The organism is Parapontixanthobacter aurantiacus (genome assembly GCF_009827635.1).
Lineage (GTDB): Bacteria > Pseudomonadota > Alphaproteobacteria > Sphingomonadales > Sphingomonadaceae > Parapontixanthobacter > Parapontixanthobacter aurantiacus.
Genome location: NZ_WTYW01000003.1, coordinates 239,891 through 256,513, shown reverse-complemented (window position 1 = coordinate 256,513; position 16,623 = coordinate 239,891). Strand labels below are relative to the sequence as shown.

General features: G+C 63.9%; 12 protein-coding genes. 5 read left to right on the top strand and 7 right to left on the bottom strand.

What is annotated here, in order from left to right:
- Nucleotide 1 precedes the first annotated feature (1 nt).
- From GRI38_RS11600 to GRI38_RS11590, 3 genes are all read right to left on the bottom strand, one after another.
- Entirely contained in the window at nucleotides 2-2,692 is a 2,691-nt protein-coding gene (locus GRI38_RS11600) for a TonB-dependent receptor (protein WP_160684043.1), read from the bottom strand.
- A 150-nt stretch (nucleotides 2,693-2,842) separates the two neighbouring features.
- Complete coding sequence (locus GRI38_RS11595) at nucleotides 2,843-5,602, bottom strand: [protein-PII] uridylyltransferase (RefSeq protein ID WP_160684040.1); 2,760 nt, start codon at nucleotides 5,600-5,602, stop codon at nucleotides 2,843-2,845.
- A gap of 16 nt (nucleotides 5,603-5,618) precedes the next feature.
- Nucleotides 5,619-7,295, bottom strand: a complete 1,677-nt coding sequence (locus GRI38_RS11590; RefSeq protein WP_160684037.1) for a class I adenylate-forming enzyme family protein — start codon at nucleotides 7,293-7,295, stop codon at nucleotides 5,619-5,621.
- Between the two features lie 162 nt (nucleotides 7,296-7,457).
- On the opposite strand from GRI38_RS11590, the gene lgt reads away from it, so the two are divergent.
- Nucleotides 7,458-8,357 (top strand): prolipoprotein diacylglyceryl transferase, encoded by a 900-nt coding sequence (lgt, locus tag GRI38_RS11585; RefSeq protein ID WP_337191286.1) that lies wholly within the window; start codon nucleotides 7,458-7,460, stop codon nucleotides 8,355-8,357.
- Nucleotides 8,354-9,460, top strand: a complete 1,107-nt coding sequence (locus tag GRI38_RS11580; protein WP_160684034.1) for a class I SAM-dependent methyltransferase — start codon at nucleotides 8,354-8,356, stop codon at nucleotides 9,458-9,460. The genes lgt and GRI38_RS11580 overlap by 4 nt, the downstream gene beginning before the upstream one ends.
- On the opposite strand, the gene GRI38_RS11575 is transcribed toward GRI38_RS11580, so the two are convergent.
- The 4 genes from GRI38_RS11575 to GRI38_RS11560 are packed head-to-tail and all read right to left on the bottom strand — an operon-like array spanning nucleotide 9,457 to nucleotide 13,858.
- Nucleotides 9,457-11,004, bottom strand: coding sequence for an ABC transporter permease/substrate-binding protein (locus GRI38_RS11575; protein WP_160684031.1), 1,548 nt, complete (start codon nucleotides 11,002-11,004; stop codon nucleotides 9,457-9,459). The two genes, GRI38_RS11580 and GRI38_RS11575, sit on opposite strands and share 4 nt — an antisense overlap.
- A gap of 4 nt (nucleotides 11,005-11,008) precedes the next feature.
- Complete coding sequence (locus GRI38_RS11570; protein WP_337191285.1) at nucleotides 11,009-11,761, bottom strand: ATP-binding cassette domain-containing protein; 753 nt, start codon at nucleotides 11,759-11,761, stop codon at nucleotides 11,009-11,011.
- Nucleotides 11,762-11,784: 23 nt separating this feature from the next.
- On the bottom strand, nucleotides 11,785-12,258 hold the full coding sequence (locus tag GRI38_RS11565) for a hypothetical protein (RefSeq protein ID WP_160684028.1): 474 nt from the start codon (nucleotides 12,256-12,258) through the stop codon (nucleotides 11,785-11,787).
- 37 nt (nucleotides 12,259-12,295) lie between these two features.
- Nucleotides 12,296-13,858: a PAS domain-containing protein gene (locus GRI38_RS11560; protein ID WP_160684347.1), complete on the bottom strand. Its 1,563-nt coding sequence runs from the start codon at nucleotides 13,856-13,858 to the stop codon at nucleotides 12,296-12,298.
- A gap of 200 nt (nucleotides 13,859-14,058) precedes the next feature.
- Between GRI38_RS11560 and GRI38_RS11555 the strand changes: the two genes are divergently transcribed.
- From GRI38_RS11555 to GRI38_RS11545, 3 genes are read left to right on the top strand one after another with little or no spacing between them, the layout of a single operon-like run.
- Nucleotides 14,059-14,661, top strand: a complete 603-nt coding sequence (locus GRI38_RS11555) for a lysophospholipid acyltransferase family protein (RefSeq protein WP_160684025.1) — start codon at nucleotides 14,059-14,061, stop codon at nucleotides 14,659-14,661.
- Nucleotides 14,658-15,665 (top strand): STELLO glycosyltransferase family protein, encoded by a 1,008-nt coding sequence (locus GRI38_RS14300; RefSeq protein WP_202389969.1) that lies wholly within the window; start codon nucleotides 14,658-14,660, stop codon nucleotides 15,663-15,665. The genes GRI38_RS11555 and GRI38_RS14300 overlap by 4 nt, the downstream gene beginning before the upstream one ends.
- A complete protein-coding gene (locus GRI38_RS11545; protein WP_160684022.1) occupies nucleotides 15,662-16,618 on the top strand; it encodes a hypothetical protein in 957 nt (318 codons plus the stop codon). Before GRI38_RS14300 ends, GRI38_RS11545 begins: the two co-directional genes overlap by 4 nt.
- Nucleotides 16,619-16,623: the final 5 nt, after the last annotated feature.

The following is a 16,623-nucleotide window of genomic DNA, read 5'->3' as shown; positions in this document are numbered from 1 at the left end:
CTTAGAAGCGTCCGCGAACCGTCACTCCGTAGGTGCGCGGCTCGGCGAGATAGGCCGAGTAGGTTTGCTGCGGGGCGACGAACGGCGTGTTGAACGCGACCTGCGTGTAGTCGACGTCGAACATGTTCTGCACCCAGCCCTCGATCGCGAACCGGTCGGCGATGTTGGTGATGCCAATGCGGCCGTTGACCAGCACGTAACCGTCCTGTTCCTTGCCATAGAGGAGGTCGGAACCGGTGTTGTAGTCGCTCGTCAGGCGGGCGTTCAGATAAACGAGACCGCGCAGACCGCTCGTGCCGATTTCCGGCGTCCAGGTGAAGGACGAGGTACCCACGATTTCCGGCGCGTTCGACAGGTTGTCACCCGGCAGCAGACGCAGGGCCGGATCGAGCGGAACGCCCGTGTCGTTGCCGACCAGATCGTTCTCGTAAGCCGTGTCGGAGTAGGTCAGGCCGAACGTTACCGCGACTGCGCGGACCGGGTTCAGCGTTGCTTCCATTTCGACGCCCTGCGCGATGACGCCGGGAACCGTGTCGTCGGCGGCGCAGGCACCGGTCGTCGGGCTGGCATCTTGGTCGCCGCCACCCAGATCTGTGCCGCAGGCATTGACGTTCTGCACGAGGAAGACCGATCCGTTGAAGGTGTTCAACTGGAAGTTCGAGAATTCCTGCCGGAACGCCGCGACGCTGAGGCCGAATTCACGGGTCGAGTACTTCATCCCGATTTCATAGGCGCTCACCGTTTCCTCTTCGAACTGCAGGTTTGCAGGATCAAGAGCGGCGACGTTGAAGGTGACCGGGTCCGACAGAGCTGAACGGTCGAGGTTGAAACCGCCCGCCTTGTAGCCTCGCGAATAGCTGCCGTAGAAAAGGAGGTCGGGGTTCGGCTTCCAGCTCAGGATACCCGTGCCGGTAAACTCGTCCTCGTCCCGCGTGTCGGACAGCGAAACGCCGTTCAACTCGGAGGTGGAGTTACCCTGGCACGACAGGGAGAGAATGCCCTGGAAGAATGCGGATGCGCTCAGGATCGGGTTCAGCAGCGCGCGGTTCGTGGCGCAAACCGTGTTGTCGTTCCCGAACGTTGCATCGAAGTCCTTGGTTTCGTTGGTGTAACGAAGGCCAAGGGTCAGGTCGACGGTATCGGTAATGTGGAAGATGTTGTGCGTGAAGAACGCGAAGTTCTCGCTCGTTTGGTTGTAGACATCACCCGTGCTGCCTGCATCACTGATCGAGGCAAGGTTGTTCAGCGCCGGAACGACGAGCGGCGTTGCCGCTCCGAAGACGCCACCGGCCTGAATCGCGCCGAAAGCGACCGGATCGAAGCAGTTTGCCTGTGACGGATCGGCGACCGTGCGACCGATTGCAGCGCCCAGCGTGGGCTGAAGTGCGATGGCAAGACGACACGAGACGAACTGTCCATACTGCTCACCGAAGCGCAGATTGTCGCGGACCTGCAGGTCCTCGTTCGCGTAGTATCCGCCGACGAGCCAGTCGAGCCGGTCGTTGAAAGCGGTGCCGTTCAGGCGAACTTCCTGCGTGAAGGTCTTGAACTGGCGCGCTCCTGCGAAATCGCCGGGTGCGCGGTAAAGGATGTCGACCTGCGTGTAGTCGGTATCCGAGCCCTGCGTATTCTCGTATTCGCGATAGCCTGTGATCGAGGTGAGGGTGACGTTTCCGAATTCCCAGTTCAGCTCGCCGGAAATACCGTAATCTTCCGTGCTGCCTTCGTAGGAGCGCCCGGGTGTCACGTAGATGTCGCGGTTGAAGGTCGATTGCGTCAGCGCGCGCTGATCCTGACCGAGGCCGATCAGGACCGGAACGATCGGATTGCTCGTGCTCGTCAGGGCAGGGGCTCCGGGCTGAGGCCGCGTGAAGGGGTCGAGACCCGGCGAAACACGCGCAAGCGGTGCGAATTCCGGCTGCACGAAGGTCGCGGCGCAGCACGCCTCGTCCTTCTTCGAATAGTCGCCGACGAGGCGGAAGGAGAGGTCGTCGGTCGGTTCGAACAGCAACTGTCCGCGAACGAGGTAGCGATCGCGATTATTGATGTCGGTGTCGTTCACGACATCGTTGTAGAAGCCGTCGCGCTTGAAATAGACGCCGTCGATACGCGCGGCCACCGTGTCACCGATCGGAGCGTTGATGCCGGCTTCGGCGCGGATCGCGTCGTAATTGCCGTAGGTGAACGCGCCATAGGCTTCGAAGGAAAATTCGGGCTGCGCGGTATAGACGTTGATAAGACCGGCGGAGGAGTTACGGCCGCCCAGCGTACCCTGCGGGCCGCGCAGGATCTCGACCCGGTCGAGCGGGCCGAGTTCGGATAGCGCATTGCCCGAACGCGAGCGATAAACGCCGTCAACGAACACCGCGACCGAGCTTTCGAGGCCGGGGTTGTCGCCGACCGTGCCGATGCCGCGGATACGGGCCGAACCGTTCGCTTCGTTACCGGTCGAGGAGACGAGCAGCGACGGCGCGACCTGGTTGAGTTCGCGGATGTCGCTCGTGCCTGAATTCTCCAGCGTTTCTGCCGAGACCGCGGAAATGGCGACCGGCACGTCGGCCAGCACCTGTTCGCGGCCCTGTGCGGTCACGACGATGACGTTTTCCGTATTGACGCTCGCATTGTCGACGAGGTTTTCGTCGGCGGCGGGTTCGGCATCCTGCGCGAAAGCAGGGGTGGCGACAAAAGCCATGCCCGCTCCCAGAACGGCGAGCGCACGCAGGAACAAACTGAACGATTCATACTCAAACTCTCCCAAAAAAGTCGTGCGCCCACTAGGCGGTAAAGCGAGGGCTGAACAGGTGGAGTTTGCAGGATTTTCGTGGGGTGTGGCGCTTTTGCGTCAGGCGGATTCCAGCTCTCGCTGACGCTTGTCGCTGGCCGCTTCGAGCAGCGCGGCCTCGATATCGGCAAGGCGTTTCTTGTCGACGATCTTGTCGCCCACGAGATCCGTAACGTAAAACGTATCGACCGCTCGCTCGCCATAGGCTGTGATGTGGGCCGACTGCACGATGAGATTGCCCTCGAACAGCGCGCGGGCAAGGCGGTTGAGAAGCGCGGACCGGTCGCGCGCATTGACTTCGATGACGGTAAAACGACGCGACGCCGTGTTGTCGAAGAAGACCTGTGGGTTCACGTCGAATGCCGCGGCTCGGGTCCGGGGAAGCGGGCGTTGAGCGAGCTTCGGCGCCAGTTCGATGCGATTGGCGAGCGCATCGCCGATGGCCGTCTCGATCCGCTCGAGCTGGTCGTCCTCGCCGAATGGCTGGCCGAGCGGGTCCTGCACGAGGAAATTGTCGATCGCCCAACCCTTGCGCGTCGTATGAATGCGCGCGTCGATGATGTTCGCTCCTGCAAGGTGAATGCCGCCCGCGATCCGGTAGAACAGGCCGGGATGGTCGGCGGCGATGACCGTGACGAGGGTCGCGCCGCGCGCTTCGTAGAATTCGCAATGGACCGACAGCTTGTGTCCCGCTGCCTTCGCCGCATCGAAATGCACGAGGTTGAGGGCGATCACGTCGTCCGGCTCCGCGATCCAGTAGGCATCGTCCAGTTGCGCGGCGGATTGCTCGATAAGGGCGCTGCGATCCCCCAAAATTTCGGCGACTGCCTCCTTTTTCGCATCCACCTGGAGATCGCGCCCGTCGCGCTTGTGGCCGAGGCGGAGCCGCTCCTGCGCGCTGTCGAACAGCTGGCCCAAAAGCTGCCCTTTCCAGCTGTTCCAGGTTCCCGGCCCGACCGCGCGGATATCAACGGAAGTCAAGATCGCCAGCTGACGCAGCCGTTCGATGCCCTGAACCTTCGCAACGAAATCCTCGATCGTCTTGGGATCGGTCAAGTCGCGTTTGAATGCGGTCGCGCTCATCAACAGATGCTCCCGCACGAGCCAGCTGACCAGTTCCGTCTCAGAAGCGGTCAGGCCAAAACGCGGGCATAGCTTTTGCGCCACCTCCGCGCCGAGCACGGAATGATCACCCCCACGCCCCTTGGCGATGTCGTGCAGCAGTACCGCGACGTAGGCCGCACGGCGGGAGCCGACCTTGTGGATGAGCTTCGTGCTGCGCGGGTGATCCTTGCTGAGATCGCCCTTCTCGATGCGGTTCAAAAGACCGATCGCCCGGATCGTGTGCTCGTCGACGGTATAGTGGTGATACATGTCGAACTGCATCTGCGCATTGACCCGGCCAAAATCGGGGACGAAGCGACCGAAGACGCCGGTTTCGTTCATCCAGCGCAAGACGGTTTCTGGATCGTTGCGGCCAGTCAGGAGGTCGATGAAAAGGGCATTGGCGCGCGGGTCCTTGCCCACCTCCTGCTTGATGAGGCCGTTGTCCCGATCGATGAGGCGCATCGTGTCGGGATGAATTTCGAGCCCCTCGGCTTCGGCCAGCTGGAATATCTCGATAAGCCGCACCGGGTCCCTCTCGAACCAGTCGTCGCCCGGTGCCGCGATCCTGCCGCCGAAAACCCGGTAGCCTTTGAGCATTCGCGGCTTGGGACTGAAACCGGCGAGAAGGCCGGTGCGACGCCGCTTCTGCGCGAGTTCGTCGTCGATATGCGCGAGGAAGACGCCCGTCAGGCTGCCCACCCGCTTCGCCTGGAGGAAATAGAATTGCATGAACCGCTCGACCGGTGCCTTGCCGGGGCGTTCCGCGAAATTCATGCGTTCGGCGATCTGCCGCTGGAAATCGAAGGTCAGCCGGTCCTCGGCGCGGCCCGTCAGCGTATGCAGGTGACAGCGTACCGCGAGCAGGAAGTTTTCCGCCCGGCGGAAGCTGCGATATTCCTCGCGCGTGAGCAGCCCGACATCGACCAGTTCGGACGCACTGCGGACGTTATGGATGTATTTGCCGATCCAGTAGAGCGTCTGCAAATCGCGCAGACCGCCCTTGCCGTCCTTCACATTGGGTTCGACGACATAGCGGCTGTCGCCCATGCGCTTGTGCCGTTCGTTGCGCTCTTCCAGCTTTTCCGAGACGAACTGCCGCGCCGTTCCGCGCACCACTTCGCTGCGAAAGCGCCGCGCCCCCTCATCGTAAAGCGCTTGGTCGCCCCACAGATAGCGCCCCTCCAGCATGGCTGTTCGCACCGTAAGGTCCTGCTTCGACATGGTGATCATCTCGTCGACCGTGCGGCTCGAATGTCCGACCTTCAGTCCGAGATCCCACAGCAGATAGAGCATCGTCTCGATGACCTGCTCACACCACGGCGTGCGCCGCTGCGGGGTAACGAAGGCGATGTCCACGTCCGATTGCGGCGCCATCTCCGCCCGCCCGTAACCCCCCACCGCAAGCAGGGTAAGGCGCTCGCCCGGCGTCGGATTGGACTGCGGCAAAAGGTCGCCCGTCACATGATCGTAGATGACCCGGATAAGCTGATCGATGAGGAAGCTATGGCCGCCAGCACATTCGTGCCCCGCCGAAGGCTTGTCCAGCAGCCGCTCGGCCAGTTCCTCGCGCCCCTTTTCCAGCGCTTCCTTCAGCCGTTCGACGATCGCGGGCCGCGCATCCTTGCCGTCCTCCGAGTGGAGGCGACCGATCTCTTCGGCAAGCGCGCGCCGGTCGATGATGCGGCGCTGATTGGGGATGCGAGTACGGTTCATCGTTCTTCAGACAGGGTCAGGTCGGCGCATAACGCTTGCGCACGCTGATCTTGTCGATCTTCTGCGTGCCGAGCCGCGGCAGGGCGCTTTCGGACCGCCAAATCTTCGCAGGCAGTTTGAATTTCGCGATGCGTCCTTCGAGGAAGGCGAGCAACTCGTCGGGCGACAGGTCGCTGCCGTCCGCCGCGTAATAGACCGCCGCCGGGACTTCGCCGAACTTCTCGTCCGGCAGGCCGAAGACCGAACATTCCGCAACGTCCTCGTGCGCGTAGATGGCGTCCTCGACCTCGATGCAGGCGATGTTCTCGCCGCCGCGAATGATGATGTCCTTCTTGCGATCTACGATGAACAGGTAATTGTCCTCGTCTAGATAGCCGAGGTCGCCGGTACGGAAATACATGTCGTCGGTGAACGCTGCTTCGGTTGCCTCCTCGTTATCCCAATAGCCGAGGAAGTTGGCCGTGCTGCGGATGCAGACCTCTCCCACCTTTCCGTGCCCAAGCGGTTTGCCGTCATCGTCCAGGATCGCCAGATCGACGATCGGCCGGCTCGGCTGTCCGGTGCTGCCGGGCTTGGCGAGGTAATTCTCGTTGAGATTGCCGCAGCCCACCGCATTGGTTTCGGTCAGGCCATAGCCCAGCAACGGGAAGCCTTCGGGGAATGCGTTCTTGATCTTCGTCACGTGCTCGGGCGGACGCGGCGAGCCGCCCGCCGCGAACGATTTGCAGGACGACAGATCGAACTGGTCCCGGTCGGGATGGTTCGCCATTTCGTAGCTCATGAGGGGCACGCCGACGAAGTAGCTGATCTGCTCTTCCTCGATCAGCCGCATGGCCTCGCGCGCATCCCATTTCGGCATGAAGACAAGCTTGCGCCCGATCGCGATGCTTTGCAGGAATAGCGGTATCTCGCCGGTCACGTGGAACAGCGGGACGGCGACCAGCGAACTCGGCGGAGAGGTAGGGGCCTCGTCGCGATGTTCGAGCACCTGCAGCATCATTGCCGTCTGCGCGATGTAGCTCATAATGCCGTGCAGCACGCCGCGGTGATCCGAATAGGCTCCCTTGGACGTGCCCGTCGATCCCGAAGTATAAAGGATCGTCGCCAGATCGTCCTGCGTCAGGTCGGGCAGGGCGACCTCGTCCTCGGACCATATTTCCGACAGGCCTTCAGCAGGGGAACCGCCGTGTCCAAGGCTCACGATCTTCGCCGAATGCTCGGTCCCTTCGAGGCGTTCGATCCGCGCGTCGTCCGCGAGGACGATGCTGCATCCGGCGAGCCGTATGCCATAGGCAAGCTCGTCGCCTTCCCAGAACCCGTTGAGAAGGGTCGCGCACCCTCCGGCCATCACGATGCCCATATAGGCGAGCGCCCAGTTTGCGGAATTGCGCGCCGCCAGGCCGATGCGATCCCCCTTGGCGACGCCCTGCTTCGCGACGAGCCCGCGGGCGACCCGCAACGCCGCGCCATAGGCTTCGCCGAAAGTGAGGCGGACATCGCCATCGACAAGGAAGGTCGCGTCCTTGTGCTCGTTGCAGTAATGGGCGAAGTAATGCGCCAGGCTTGGCGGGGCGTTCTTGAAGGACGGCATCGCCACGCCACCGCGCTCGAACGGGACCGTTTCGAAAATCTGCCCCGGTGCGGTCAGTCCGTCGGCGATCCGGTCCATGAGCTGGTCGAGTTCTGTACGCATCGTTCTGGCAATTCCTCTCCGAATTACCGGGCGGCGCGAAACTTCGTGGCTTTCGTCGCTACCCGGCGCAATAAAGGTTTTTTCCCGCGGCGCCCTATGCAATAGGCCGTCAGACCCGATTGCCGCCCCGGCTCGTTACCGACCATCTAGGGATTGAATACCGTGCTGTCACTATTGGCCGACGCTTCCGCCGCGCAGCCCATCATGTGGGAGAATCTCGGTCTGACGAACGGCATCGATCTCGGCTTCTTCACGCTCCGCTTCTATTCGCTGGCCTATCTTGCCGGCATCCTGCTCGGCTACTGGCATCTTTCCAGGATGATCAAGGCACCCGGCGCCCCGATGGCGCAGGTCCATGTCGACGACCTGTTCTTCTATTGCACGCTCGGCATTATCCTTGGTGGCAGGCTCGGCTATGCGGCTTTCTACAAGCCCGAACTGTTCACCGGGTTCACGCAAAGCGAGTTCGTCAGCTGGGATCTCCTGCGCCTTTGGGACGGCGGGATGAGCTTTCACGGCGGGGTCATCGGCGTACTCGTCGCGATTACCTGGGTCGCACTTCGCAACCGGCTCCCGTGGCTGCGCGTCTGCGACTATATCGCGGTGAACGTGCCGTTCGGAATGTTCTTCGGGCGACTGGCGAATTTCGTGAATGGCGAGCTTTATGGCCGTCCTGTCGAGGGCAGCTTGCCCTGGGCGATGATCTTTCCGACCGACCCCGACCAGGTCGCCCGCCATCCCTCGCAGCTTTATCAGGCAGGGCTCGAAGGCCTCCTGCTCATGATCGTAATGCTGCTGGTGTTCTGGAAAACGCGGGCGCGATATCGTCCCGGTCTGCTTGTCGGGCTGTTTACCGTCGGCATCGGCATAGCCCGCTTCATCACCGAGTTCTTCCGCGCGCCCGACGCGCATCTCGTCCAGGTCGTCGAGGAAACGGGGCTATCACGCGGGCAGTGGCTGTCCTTCCCGATGATCGGGGTTGGTCTCGCCGTCATGGTCTTCGCCCTTGCTCGCCCGCCGGTTGCCGGTTCAAGGGTCTCGGGCAAGCCGCGAACGGCATGAGCGAAGACGATCCGCGGGATCTTACACGGCGTTTCGCCCGGCTCATAAGGCGGTCCGGACCGCTCTCTGTCTCGCAATATTTCGGAGAGGCGAACGCGCGCTACTATGCTTCGCGCGATCCGCTGGGGGGCGAAGGCGACTTCATCACGGCCCCGGAGATCAGCCAGATGTTCGGCGAAATGATCGGGCTGTGGTGCGCCGATCTATGGCAACGTAGCGGAAGTCCCGAGAAGATCGCCTATGTCGAGCTCGGACCGGGGCGCGGCACGCTGGCCCGCGATGCGTTGCGAGTGATGGAGCGGTTCGGGCTCGTCCCCGACATTCACCTTGTCGAAGGTTCACCCCATTTTCGAAAAACCCTGCTGGAAAATGTTCCACGGGCAACATTGCACGAGGGTCTGGACGACTTGCCCCATGACCGCCCTATCCTATTGATAGCGAACGAGTTCTTCGACGCTCTGCCCATTCGACAACTGGTGCGCACGCCCAAGGGGTGGCGCGAGCGGATGATCGGCCTCGAAGGCGAGAAGTTCGCCTTCGTCGCCGGGGACCAGCCCCTAGAAGCGGCCATGCCCGAATCCCTGAAAGCCGCAGAAAACGGGGCGATATTGGAGGTTTGCCCCGCAGCGACCTCTTGGATGCGAGAGATCGCGGACCGCCTCGATACGCAAGGGGGCGCGGCTCTCGTCATCGACTACGGCTATGACGCGCCGCAGTTCGGTTCCACCCTGCAAGCGATCCGCAAACACGGGAAAGTCGACCCGCTCGAGGCCCCCGGAACGGCGGATTTGACAGCTTTGGTGGACTTTTCCGCGCTCCGCGAGGCAGTCGGCCACAATGGCACCGAGAAGGGGTCAAGCGATGCCGAGAGCGAGACAAAGGTCAGCAAGCGGTGTTTCACGACCACCCAGGGCGCCTTTCTCGAGCGGCTCGGCATAACTGCGCGGGCAAATGCGCTGGCGAAAGCCGATCCAACACGCGCGCAAACCATCGCTGCCGCCCATCGGCGATTGTGCTCGCCTGACGAGATGGGCGAGCTGTTTAAGGTGATGGCGGTGGTCTCTCGTTGGGAGGAATGGGCCGACCCCGCGGGCTTTGCCTAAAGCCCGATCTTCTGCGCCAGAGCCTGCGCCGCCTCAGCGGGGGTGCGCTTGTCGTCCTGCCGGTCGACCGAGTAGTTCGCCTCCCGCATAGCCGCCACGTCGATCGCCCCGATCAGCGGCTCCAATGCTGCGACCAGCCGCGCATCGTCCCTGCGCTGCGGCGAGAGCAGCACGATCGCGTCGTAATTGGGGAACGCTCCGCGCGGATCGTCGAGAATGACGAGGTTGTCCGCCGCGATCCGCCCGTCCGAGGTGTAGGCGCCGATCACGTCGACATCGCGCGAGCGCAGCGCATTGTACATGAAGGTGGGAGAAAAGGTGCGCTGCTCCATCGGCGGCAAGCCGTAGGCATCGCGCACCGCCACCCATTCGGGCCGCTCGAAGAATTCGGGGTCGCCGCCGATCGCCAGTCCCCTGCCACCCGCGGCGAGATCCGCGATGGAGGTGAAGCCGCGCGCCGCCGCCTCGTCGCTGCGCATCGCGAGGCCATAGGCGTTCTCGAAGCCGAGCCGCCCCAAAACGCGCGTGCCGCTGGTTTCCTCTTCCCACCGGACGATCGCATCGTACATTTCCTCGCGCGGGGGATTGTCCTGCCGCTCCATCATGTTCGCCCAGATCGTCCCGGTATAATCGACCAGCACGTCGATCTCGCCCGATGTGAGCGCGTTGTGCGCGACCGCCGAACCCAGTCCGTCGCGATATTCGACGGCATAGCCCGCTTCCTCTGCCCGGTCGCCGATCAGGCGAGCGAGGATATATTGCTCCGAAAAGCCCTTCGCGCCGATGACGATGCGCCGGTCTCCATCCGAGCCGCCCAAGGGAGCGAATTGCGCGAACAGGGCGAGGGCCACCCCGGCGAGCACGACGGCAAGCCCACCGCCCCACATCGCCCTGCTGCGGCGCGCGAACCCCTTCTCGATGAGGCCGAGCAGCCCGTCCGCCAGCAAAGCGAGACCCGCCGATGCGATACAGCCCGCCAGCACGAGCACCCAGTTCTGCGTCTGCAATCCGGCGAAGATCGGATCGCCGAGGCTCTTCTGCCCGATCGTCGTCGCCAGCGTCGCCGCGCCGATGGTCCAGACCGCGGCGGTGCGGATGCCGCCCATGATGTAGGGCGCGGCCAGCGGTGCCTCGACCAGCCGCAATTTCTGCCAGGCGTTCATGCCCACGCCGTCGGCTGCTTCGACGACGCCCGGATCGAGATTGGCCTGCGCCGTCACTGCATTGCGCAGGATCGGCAGCAGCGCATAAAGCGCGAGCGCCAGCAGTGCCGGCAGGAAGCCCAGCGTCGGCAGACCTTCGCCGAACAGGGCGCGCAGGCTCAGCAGGACGGGAAAGAACAGGGCGAGCAGGGCAAGCGCGGGAATGGTCTGGACGAGGCTTGCGAACCCCAGCGTCACGCGGGAGACGGTGGCGGAGCGGGATGCCCAGACGGCGAGCGGCAAGGCGACCGCTATCCCCGAAGCGAGGGCCGCGGCGCACAGGACGACATGGGCGGCGAACTCGTCGGTCAGGTTGGCGAGGGCATCGAGGATGGCGTTCATCGCGCTATGCTCGTCCCGACAATTCGGCCAGCTGGCGGGCTTGAGCGCGCGGCACGGCGACAAGGGCCTGCGCGATGTCGCCGCCCTCTCCGGCAAGCAGCGCGGCGGGCATTTCGTCGGCCACGATCCGACCGGCATCCATCACGACCACGCGATCTGCGAGCAGCAGGGCTTCCGCCATGTCGTGCGTGACCATCACGCTGGTAAGGCCGAGCCGATCGTGCAGCGCGCGGACCCGTTCGCCCAGCGCGTCGCGCGTGATCGGATCGAGCGCACCGAAGGGTTCGTCCATCAAGAGCAGTTCGGGATCGTTCGCCAGAGCCCGCGCGACGCCCACCCGCTGGCGCTGACCGCCGGACAGCGCGTCGGGCATTCGCTTCGCCATTGCAGGATCGAGTTCGACGAGTTCGAGCAGTTCCCGCGTTCTTTCCGCCCCCAGCCGCTCCCCCGACAGGCGCGGACCGATGCCGATATTCTCGGCAACGCTCATATGCGGGAACAGGCCGATCTGCTGGAAGACATAGCCGATGCGCCGCCGCAGGATCGCCGGCGGCAGCCCGGCGACGTCCTCCCCGGCCAGCAGCACTTCTCCTTCGCCCGGAATAATCAGGCGATTGACGGTTTTGAGAAGCGTGGATTTGCCGGAACCGGATGCACCGACCAGCGCGACGTATTGTCCTTTCGCGATGGCGAGCGAGACGGCATCGACCGCCCGCACCTCACCGAAATCGCGCGTGACGTCCCGCCATTCGAGCACGGGCGGCGGGGCGTCCGGCTCGCTCAGGAGGTTTCCGCCGCTTCGCCGCCGCCGTCCTCCTCGCCCGTATCGGGCGCAGCGTAATCCACCCGTTCGAGTTCGATGCGAAACTCGTCGCGCACGCGTGTCGCGGACAGGGTGTCGCCGCGCAGCGCGCCGGTGTTCCAGCAATCGCCGCGATTGCCCTCTTCCTCGGGGAAAAAACACAGCGTTTCACCATCGCTGAATTCCCAGGTCCCCGTCTGATAAGGGTCGCCGTTCCTCAGGTCGCGATAGGTTCCGTCGGGATCGAAATAGGTCGTGAAACGCGCCCCGTCCTCTGAAATGCTGCGCCATGCCGTATTCTGGAATTGCGTCACGCTTTCCGCTTCCTCGACCGGCGCGGCGTTTTGCCCGGAACCGGCGACGGCTGCTGCCGGGGTTGCGGGCACGGGCGGTTCGCTCGCTTCATCTTCCTCGACCGCGCAGGCACCGATGCTCAGGGACAAGGGCAGCAACAGGGCTGCTGCCGCGCTGCGCAAAGGCTGGCGGGAGTTACTTGGGCGCAATGGACGCTGCCGGAAGCACGAGTTTCACGTCGAGGCCGTTCTCGTCGAAGATGCGGGTCATGCGGCCGCGCAACTGTCCCTCGACCGAGGTCCTCAGCAGCCGAGAGCCGAAGCCTTCGCGCGGGTTATCCTCCGCACCGCCGGGGGCGATGCCCGGTTCGCTCCAGCGCAGGACGACGGCGTCCTCGCGCCCGATCGTCATGCCCTCGACATCGTCGTCCTCGGCGCCGCGCACGTCCAGCGTCACCTTGCCGCCCTCGTTCGACAGGGCGCCGTATTTGGCGGAATTGGTGGCGAGTTCGTGAAAGATGAGGGCGAGCGGCGTTGCGGCTTCCGGCCCGATCGGCAAGTCTTCCTCGCTGGCGAAGACGATCGCCGGTTCGCCCGCGCTTTCGTAGGGGGCGAGCAGGTCGGTCAGCAATTCGCGCAGGCTGTCGCCCTTTCGCCCGGCGACCGGATTGACGTAGTCATGCGCCCGGCCGAGCGACTTGATCGTGCCGGTCAGTTCGCCCGCGAAATCGCCGAGGTCGTCCCGGCCTCGCGTGCGCAGGGCAATAAGGCCGGAGATGACGGCAAAGATGTTCTTGATCCGGTGCGACAATTCGCGGGCGAGCAAATCGCGCTGATCGGATTCGCGCTTGGACGCATCGATGTCCGTCAGCGTCCCGAACCAGCGTTCGGCATGGCCGGCGGAGTTGTAGACGGGAACGCCGCGCACCAGCATCCAGCGATATTCGCCGTCGGCGCGCTTCAGCCGGTATTCTGTCTCGTAAGGTTGGGCCTCGCGCCGTGCCTCTTCCCATTTGTCGAGCCAGGCGTGCTTGTCGTCCGGATGGAACAGGTCGTGGCGCGGGACGTGGCGCGTCTTGTCCGACAGGCCGATGAAATCGTACCAGCGCTGGTTGAAATAGTCGAAGCTGCCATCGGGGCGGGCGGACCAGGCGATGTCAGGGATCGAATCGGCAAGCGTCTGGAGCTGTTTCTCGCTCCGCTTCAGTTCCGCCTGCTGGGCGAGTGCTTCGCGCCGATGACGCAGCCGCCGCATCACGGACGCGGCCATCACGAGCAGTCCTTCCTTCTGAAGGTCGGTAAGGCCCTGCGGACGCGGTTCGGTGTCGATGACGCACAGGCTGCCGAGCGGCGCGCCCTCGTGACTGATGAGCGGCGCCCCGGCATAGAAGCGGATATGCGGATGGCCGGTGACGAGCGGGTTCGTCTCGAAGCGTTCGTCCTCGCGCGCATCGGGCACCACCATCACGTCGGACAGCAGCATTGCATGGGCGCAGAAGGAGGTCGGGCGGGGCGTCTCGTTTTCTTCCAGTCCTTCGCGGGCGAGGAACCGCTGCCGCTCCTCCTCGACGAGGCTGACGAGGCAGATCGGCGCGCCGCACAATCTTGCCGTGAAATGCGTGATCTGGACGAGTTCCGGGTCGTCCTCCAGCGCATCGAGTCCATAGAGCTCGAGCACGGCCTTGCGCTTCGCCTCCACCGTTTGCTCGGGATCGGGCGCCTTGCCCTGGGGCCAGGGTAGGAGGGTTTCGTTCAGCATATAACGCACGGGCGCTTCCATAGCGCCTGCATCGGGCGGCGCAAAGGTTTTGCCGATGCGCACCGCCGCCGCAGGGCACGAGAGGCGGTTCAAGCGAGCCGCGGGCGGGGCGGACCGCATTGCGGGCGGGGCGTAGCGCGCGTCGAACGATGCGAAACATCTCGCTATTTTCCCGCCATGTCCTTAATTGCCGGGGCTTCATGCCGGAACCTGCCGACCCCTCCCGTGACCGTTCGCCGAGCCTCGTCTCGCGGCTTGTAAAGCAAGTCATTCTCGGCCTCTTTCGCCTGAAGGGCTGGCGCGCCGTGGGCAGCGGGCCGAGCGTCGCGAAGGGCGTCATCATCGCGGTGCCGCACACCTCGAACTGGGATTTCGTCTATTATCTCGGGCTTACGCATTCGCTCGGCATCAGGGCGCGCTTCATGGCGAAGGATTCGCTGTTCACCGGCGCGATGGGCGGGTTCATGCGCGATATGGGCGGCGTGCCCGTCGAGCGGGCGAGCAAGCGCAACATGGTCGAGCAGATGGTGGCGGAGTTCGCTGCGCGCGACCGCTTCCTGTTGACGATCGCCCCCGAAGGCACGCGCAGCAGCGTCCTGCAATGGAAGACCGGCTTCTACCATATTGCCGTGCAGGCGGGCGTGCCGCTCATCCCCGGCTTCGTCGATTATCGCCGGCGCGTCGGAGGGCTGGGCGAGCCGATCGCGGTGACCGGCGACTACGCTGCGGACATGGCGAAGGTGCGTGCCTTCTACGAGCGCGAGGTGCCTTACCATCCGCTCTATCCGGGGGATGGACGGTGACGGGTGCACTCGTCGTCACGACCATTTCCCCGCCCAATGTCGTCCTTCGCGCTCTGGCGAAGGGAGCAGGCGACGCAGGCATGCCCTTCATCGCCATCGGAGATGCGAAGAGCCCCGGTGATTTCGCGCTGGAGGGCTGCGACTATCACTCGCTCGAACGGCAGAGGACGCTCGACTTCGCCACCGCGGTGCTCGCCCCGACGGGCCATTATGCGCGCAAGAACATCGGCTATCTCGTGGCGATGGCGGGCGGAGCTGACCACATCGTCGAGACCGACGACGACAATTTCCCCCTCGCTGCCTTTTTCGAACCGCTGCCCGAACATTGCGAGACCGGCGTGCTGGCGGGAACCGGCTGGACGAATATCTACGGCGCATTCGGGCGGAGCGATGTCTGGCCGCGCGGCTTCCCGCTCGATGCACTGGCCGGCTCGCAACCTGTCTGGCCGAAGGACAGCTGCACCGTTCACGCGCCCATTCAGCAGGCGCTGGCGCAGGACAATCCCGATGTCGATGCGATCTATCGCCTGACGCGGGCGCTGCCGGTCGCCTTCGATGAGGGGGAGCGGCGGATCGCCTTGGGCAAGGGTAGCTGGTGCCCCTTCAACAGTCAGGCGACCGTCCATCACCGTCCCGCCTTTCCGCTTCTCTATCTGCCGGCCCATTGCAGTTTTCGCATGACCGACATCTGGCGCAGCTTCGTCGCGCAGCGCATCGCGTGGGAGAACGGTTGGCACGTCCTGTTCCGCGAGCCGACCGTCCGGCAGGAACGCAACGAACACGATCTGATGCGCGATTTTGCCGACGAGATACCGGGCTACCTCGCCAATCGGGCGATCGCGACGATGCTCGAGCAATTGCCGCTCGAACAAGGAGGGGCCGCCATCCCGACAAATCTGCGGCGCTGCTACGGCGCATTGATCGAGGCGGGCCATGTCGGCGAGGCGGAGATGCCGCTGCTCGATGCCTGGCTCGATGATTGTGCAGGGCTGTCGCAAGGATGACGGGCGCAAGCCGGATCTGCCTCATCCACCTGTTCAATCACCGTTTCGAGCGGGTCCTTCCCGTCCTCGACCGGATATATGGTGAGCGTTTCTCCCACCGCCACGCGATCATGCCGTTTGCCCGCGAGCCGAGCGAGAACGTCACGCGTGTCTATGAACTGGGGCGCAATTTCAGCGGACATATCGCGCAGGCCGCCCGTGATTTCATCGAACCCTCCTTCACCCACTATGTCATCATGGGCGACGATTTGCTGCTGAACCCGGTGCTCGACGAAGCCAATCTGCTGGAGCAGTTGGGGCTCGAACCGGGCGAGGGATACATCAAGAATTTGCGCGCCGCCGATGCGCTGCGCAACGAATGGATCTGGCCGGGGGAGGCAGCGGCCAAGTTCCGCCGCAATGCGGTCGCGCTAGACTGGCAGGACCTGCTACCTTCGCCTGCCGAGGCACGTGCGAAGTTCGCGGCGCTCGGCGTAAGCGTGCCGAACGGACCGCCGGGCGGCGTTCTCGACGCAGTGAAGGCTCATGCCCGCTTTGCCGCGAAGAGCAAGTGGGCGATGCTCGAAAGCGCGACCATGCGGCATGGCGCTGCGGATTACCCGCTCCTGTCGGGATATTCCGACTTCATCGTCGTTCCGGCTGAGGCCATGGAGACGTTCGCCCATGTGTGCGGCGTCTTTGCCGCGATGGAGATCTTCGCGGAAATCGCGGTCCCGACCGCGCTCGCCCTCGCTTGCGGAGAAGTCCGCACCGAACTCGTCCCGAATTATCATTTCCATGATCGCAGCGCGCCGTTGCGGCGACCCGATGCGATGAGAGGTGTGGAATTGTGGACCGACGAGGATTCCGCTGGATTCGCGTCTCTGCTATCCGCTCCGCTGGAACGGATTTTGGCCGGGTTTCCAGTGGATTGTCTTTATATCCATCCGGTGAAGCTCAGCCGTTTTGCCTGAAGGCG

Excerpts from the sequence above, each read along its gene's own strand:
- GRI38_RS11600 (WP_160684043.1), bottom strand. The coding sequence starts at position 2,692 with ATGGCTTTTGTCGCCACCCCTGCTTTCGCGCAGGATGCCGAACCCGCC.
- GRI38_RS11595 (WP_160684040.1), bottom strand. The coding sequence starts at position 5,602 with ATGAACCGTACTCGCATCCCCAATCAGCGCCGCATCATCGACCGGCGC.
- GRI38_RS11590 (WP_160684037.1), bottom strand. The coding sequence starts at position 7,295 with ATGCGTACAGAACTCGACCAGCTCATGGACCGGATCGCCGACGGACTG.
- GRI38_RS11580 (WP_160684034.1), top strand. The coding sequence starts at position 8,354 with ATGAGCGAAGACGATCCGCGGGATCTTACACGGCGTTTCGCCCGGCTC.
- GRI38_RS11575 (WP_160684031.1), bottom strand. The coding sequence starts at position 11,004 with ATGAACGCCATCCTCGATGCCCTCGCCAACCTGACCGACGAGTTCGCC.
- GRI38_RS11560 (WP_160684347.1), bottom strand. The coding sequence starts at position 13,858 with ATGCTGAACGAAACCCTCCTACCCTGGCCCCAGGGCAAGGCGCCCGAT.
- GRI38_RS11555 (WP_160684025.1), top strand. The coding sequence starts at position 14,059 with ATGCCGGAACCTGCCGACCCCTCCCGTGACCGTTCGCCGAGCCTCGTC.
- GRI38_RS11545 (WP_160684022.1), top strand. The coding sequence starts at position 15,662 with ATGACGGGCGCAAGCCGGATCTGCCTCATCCACCTGTTCAATCACCGT.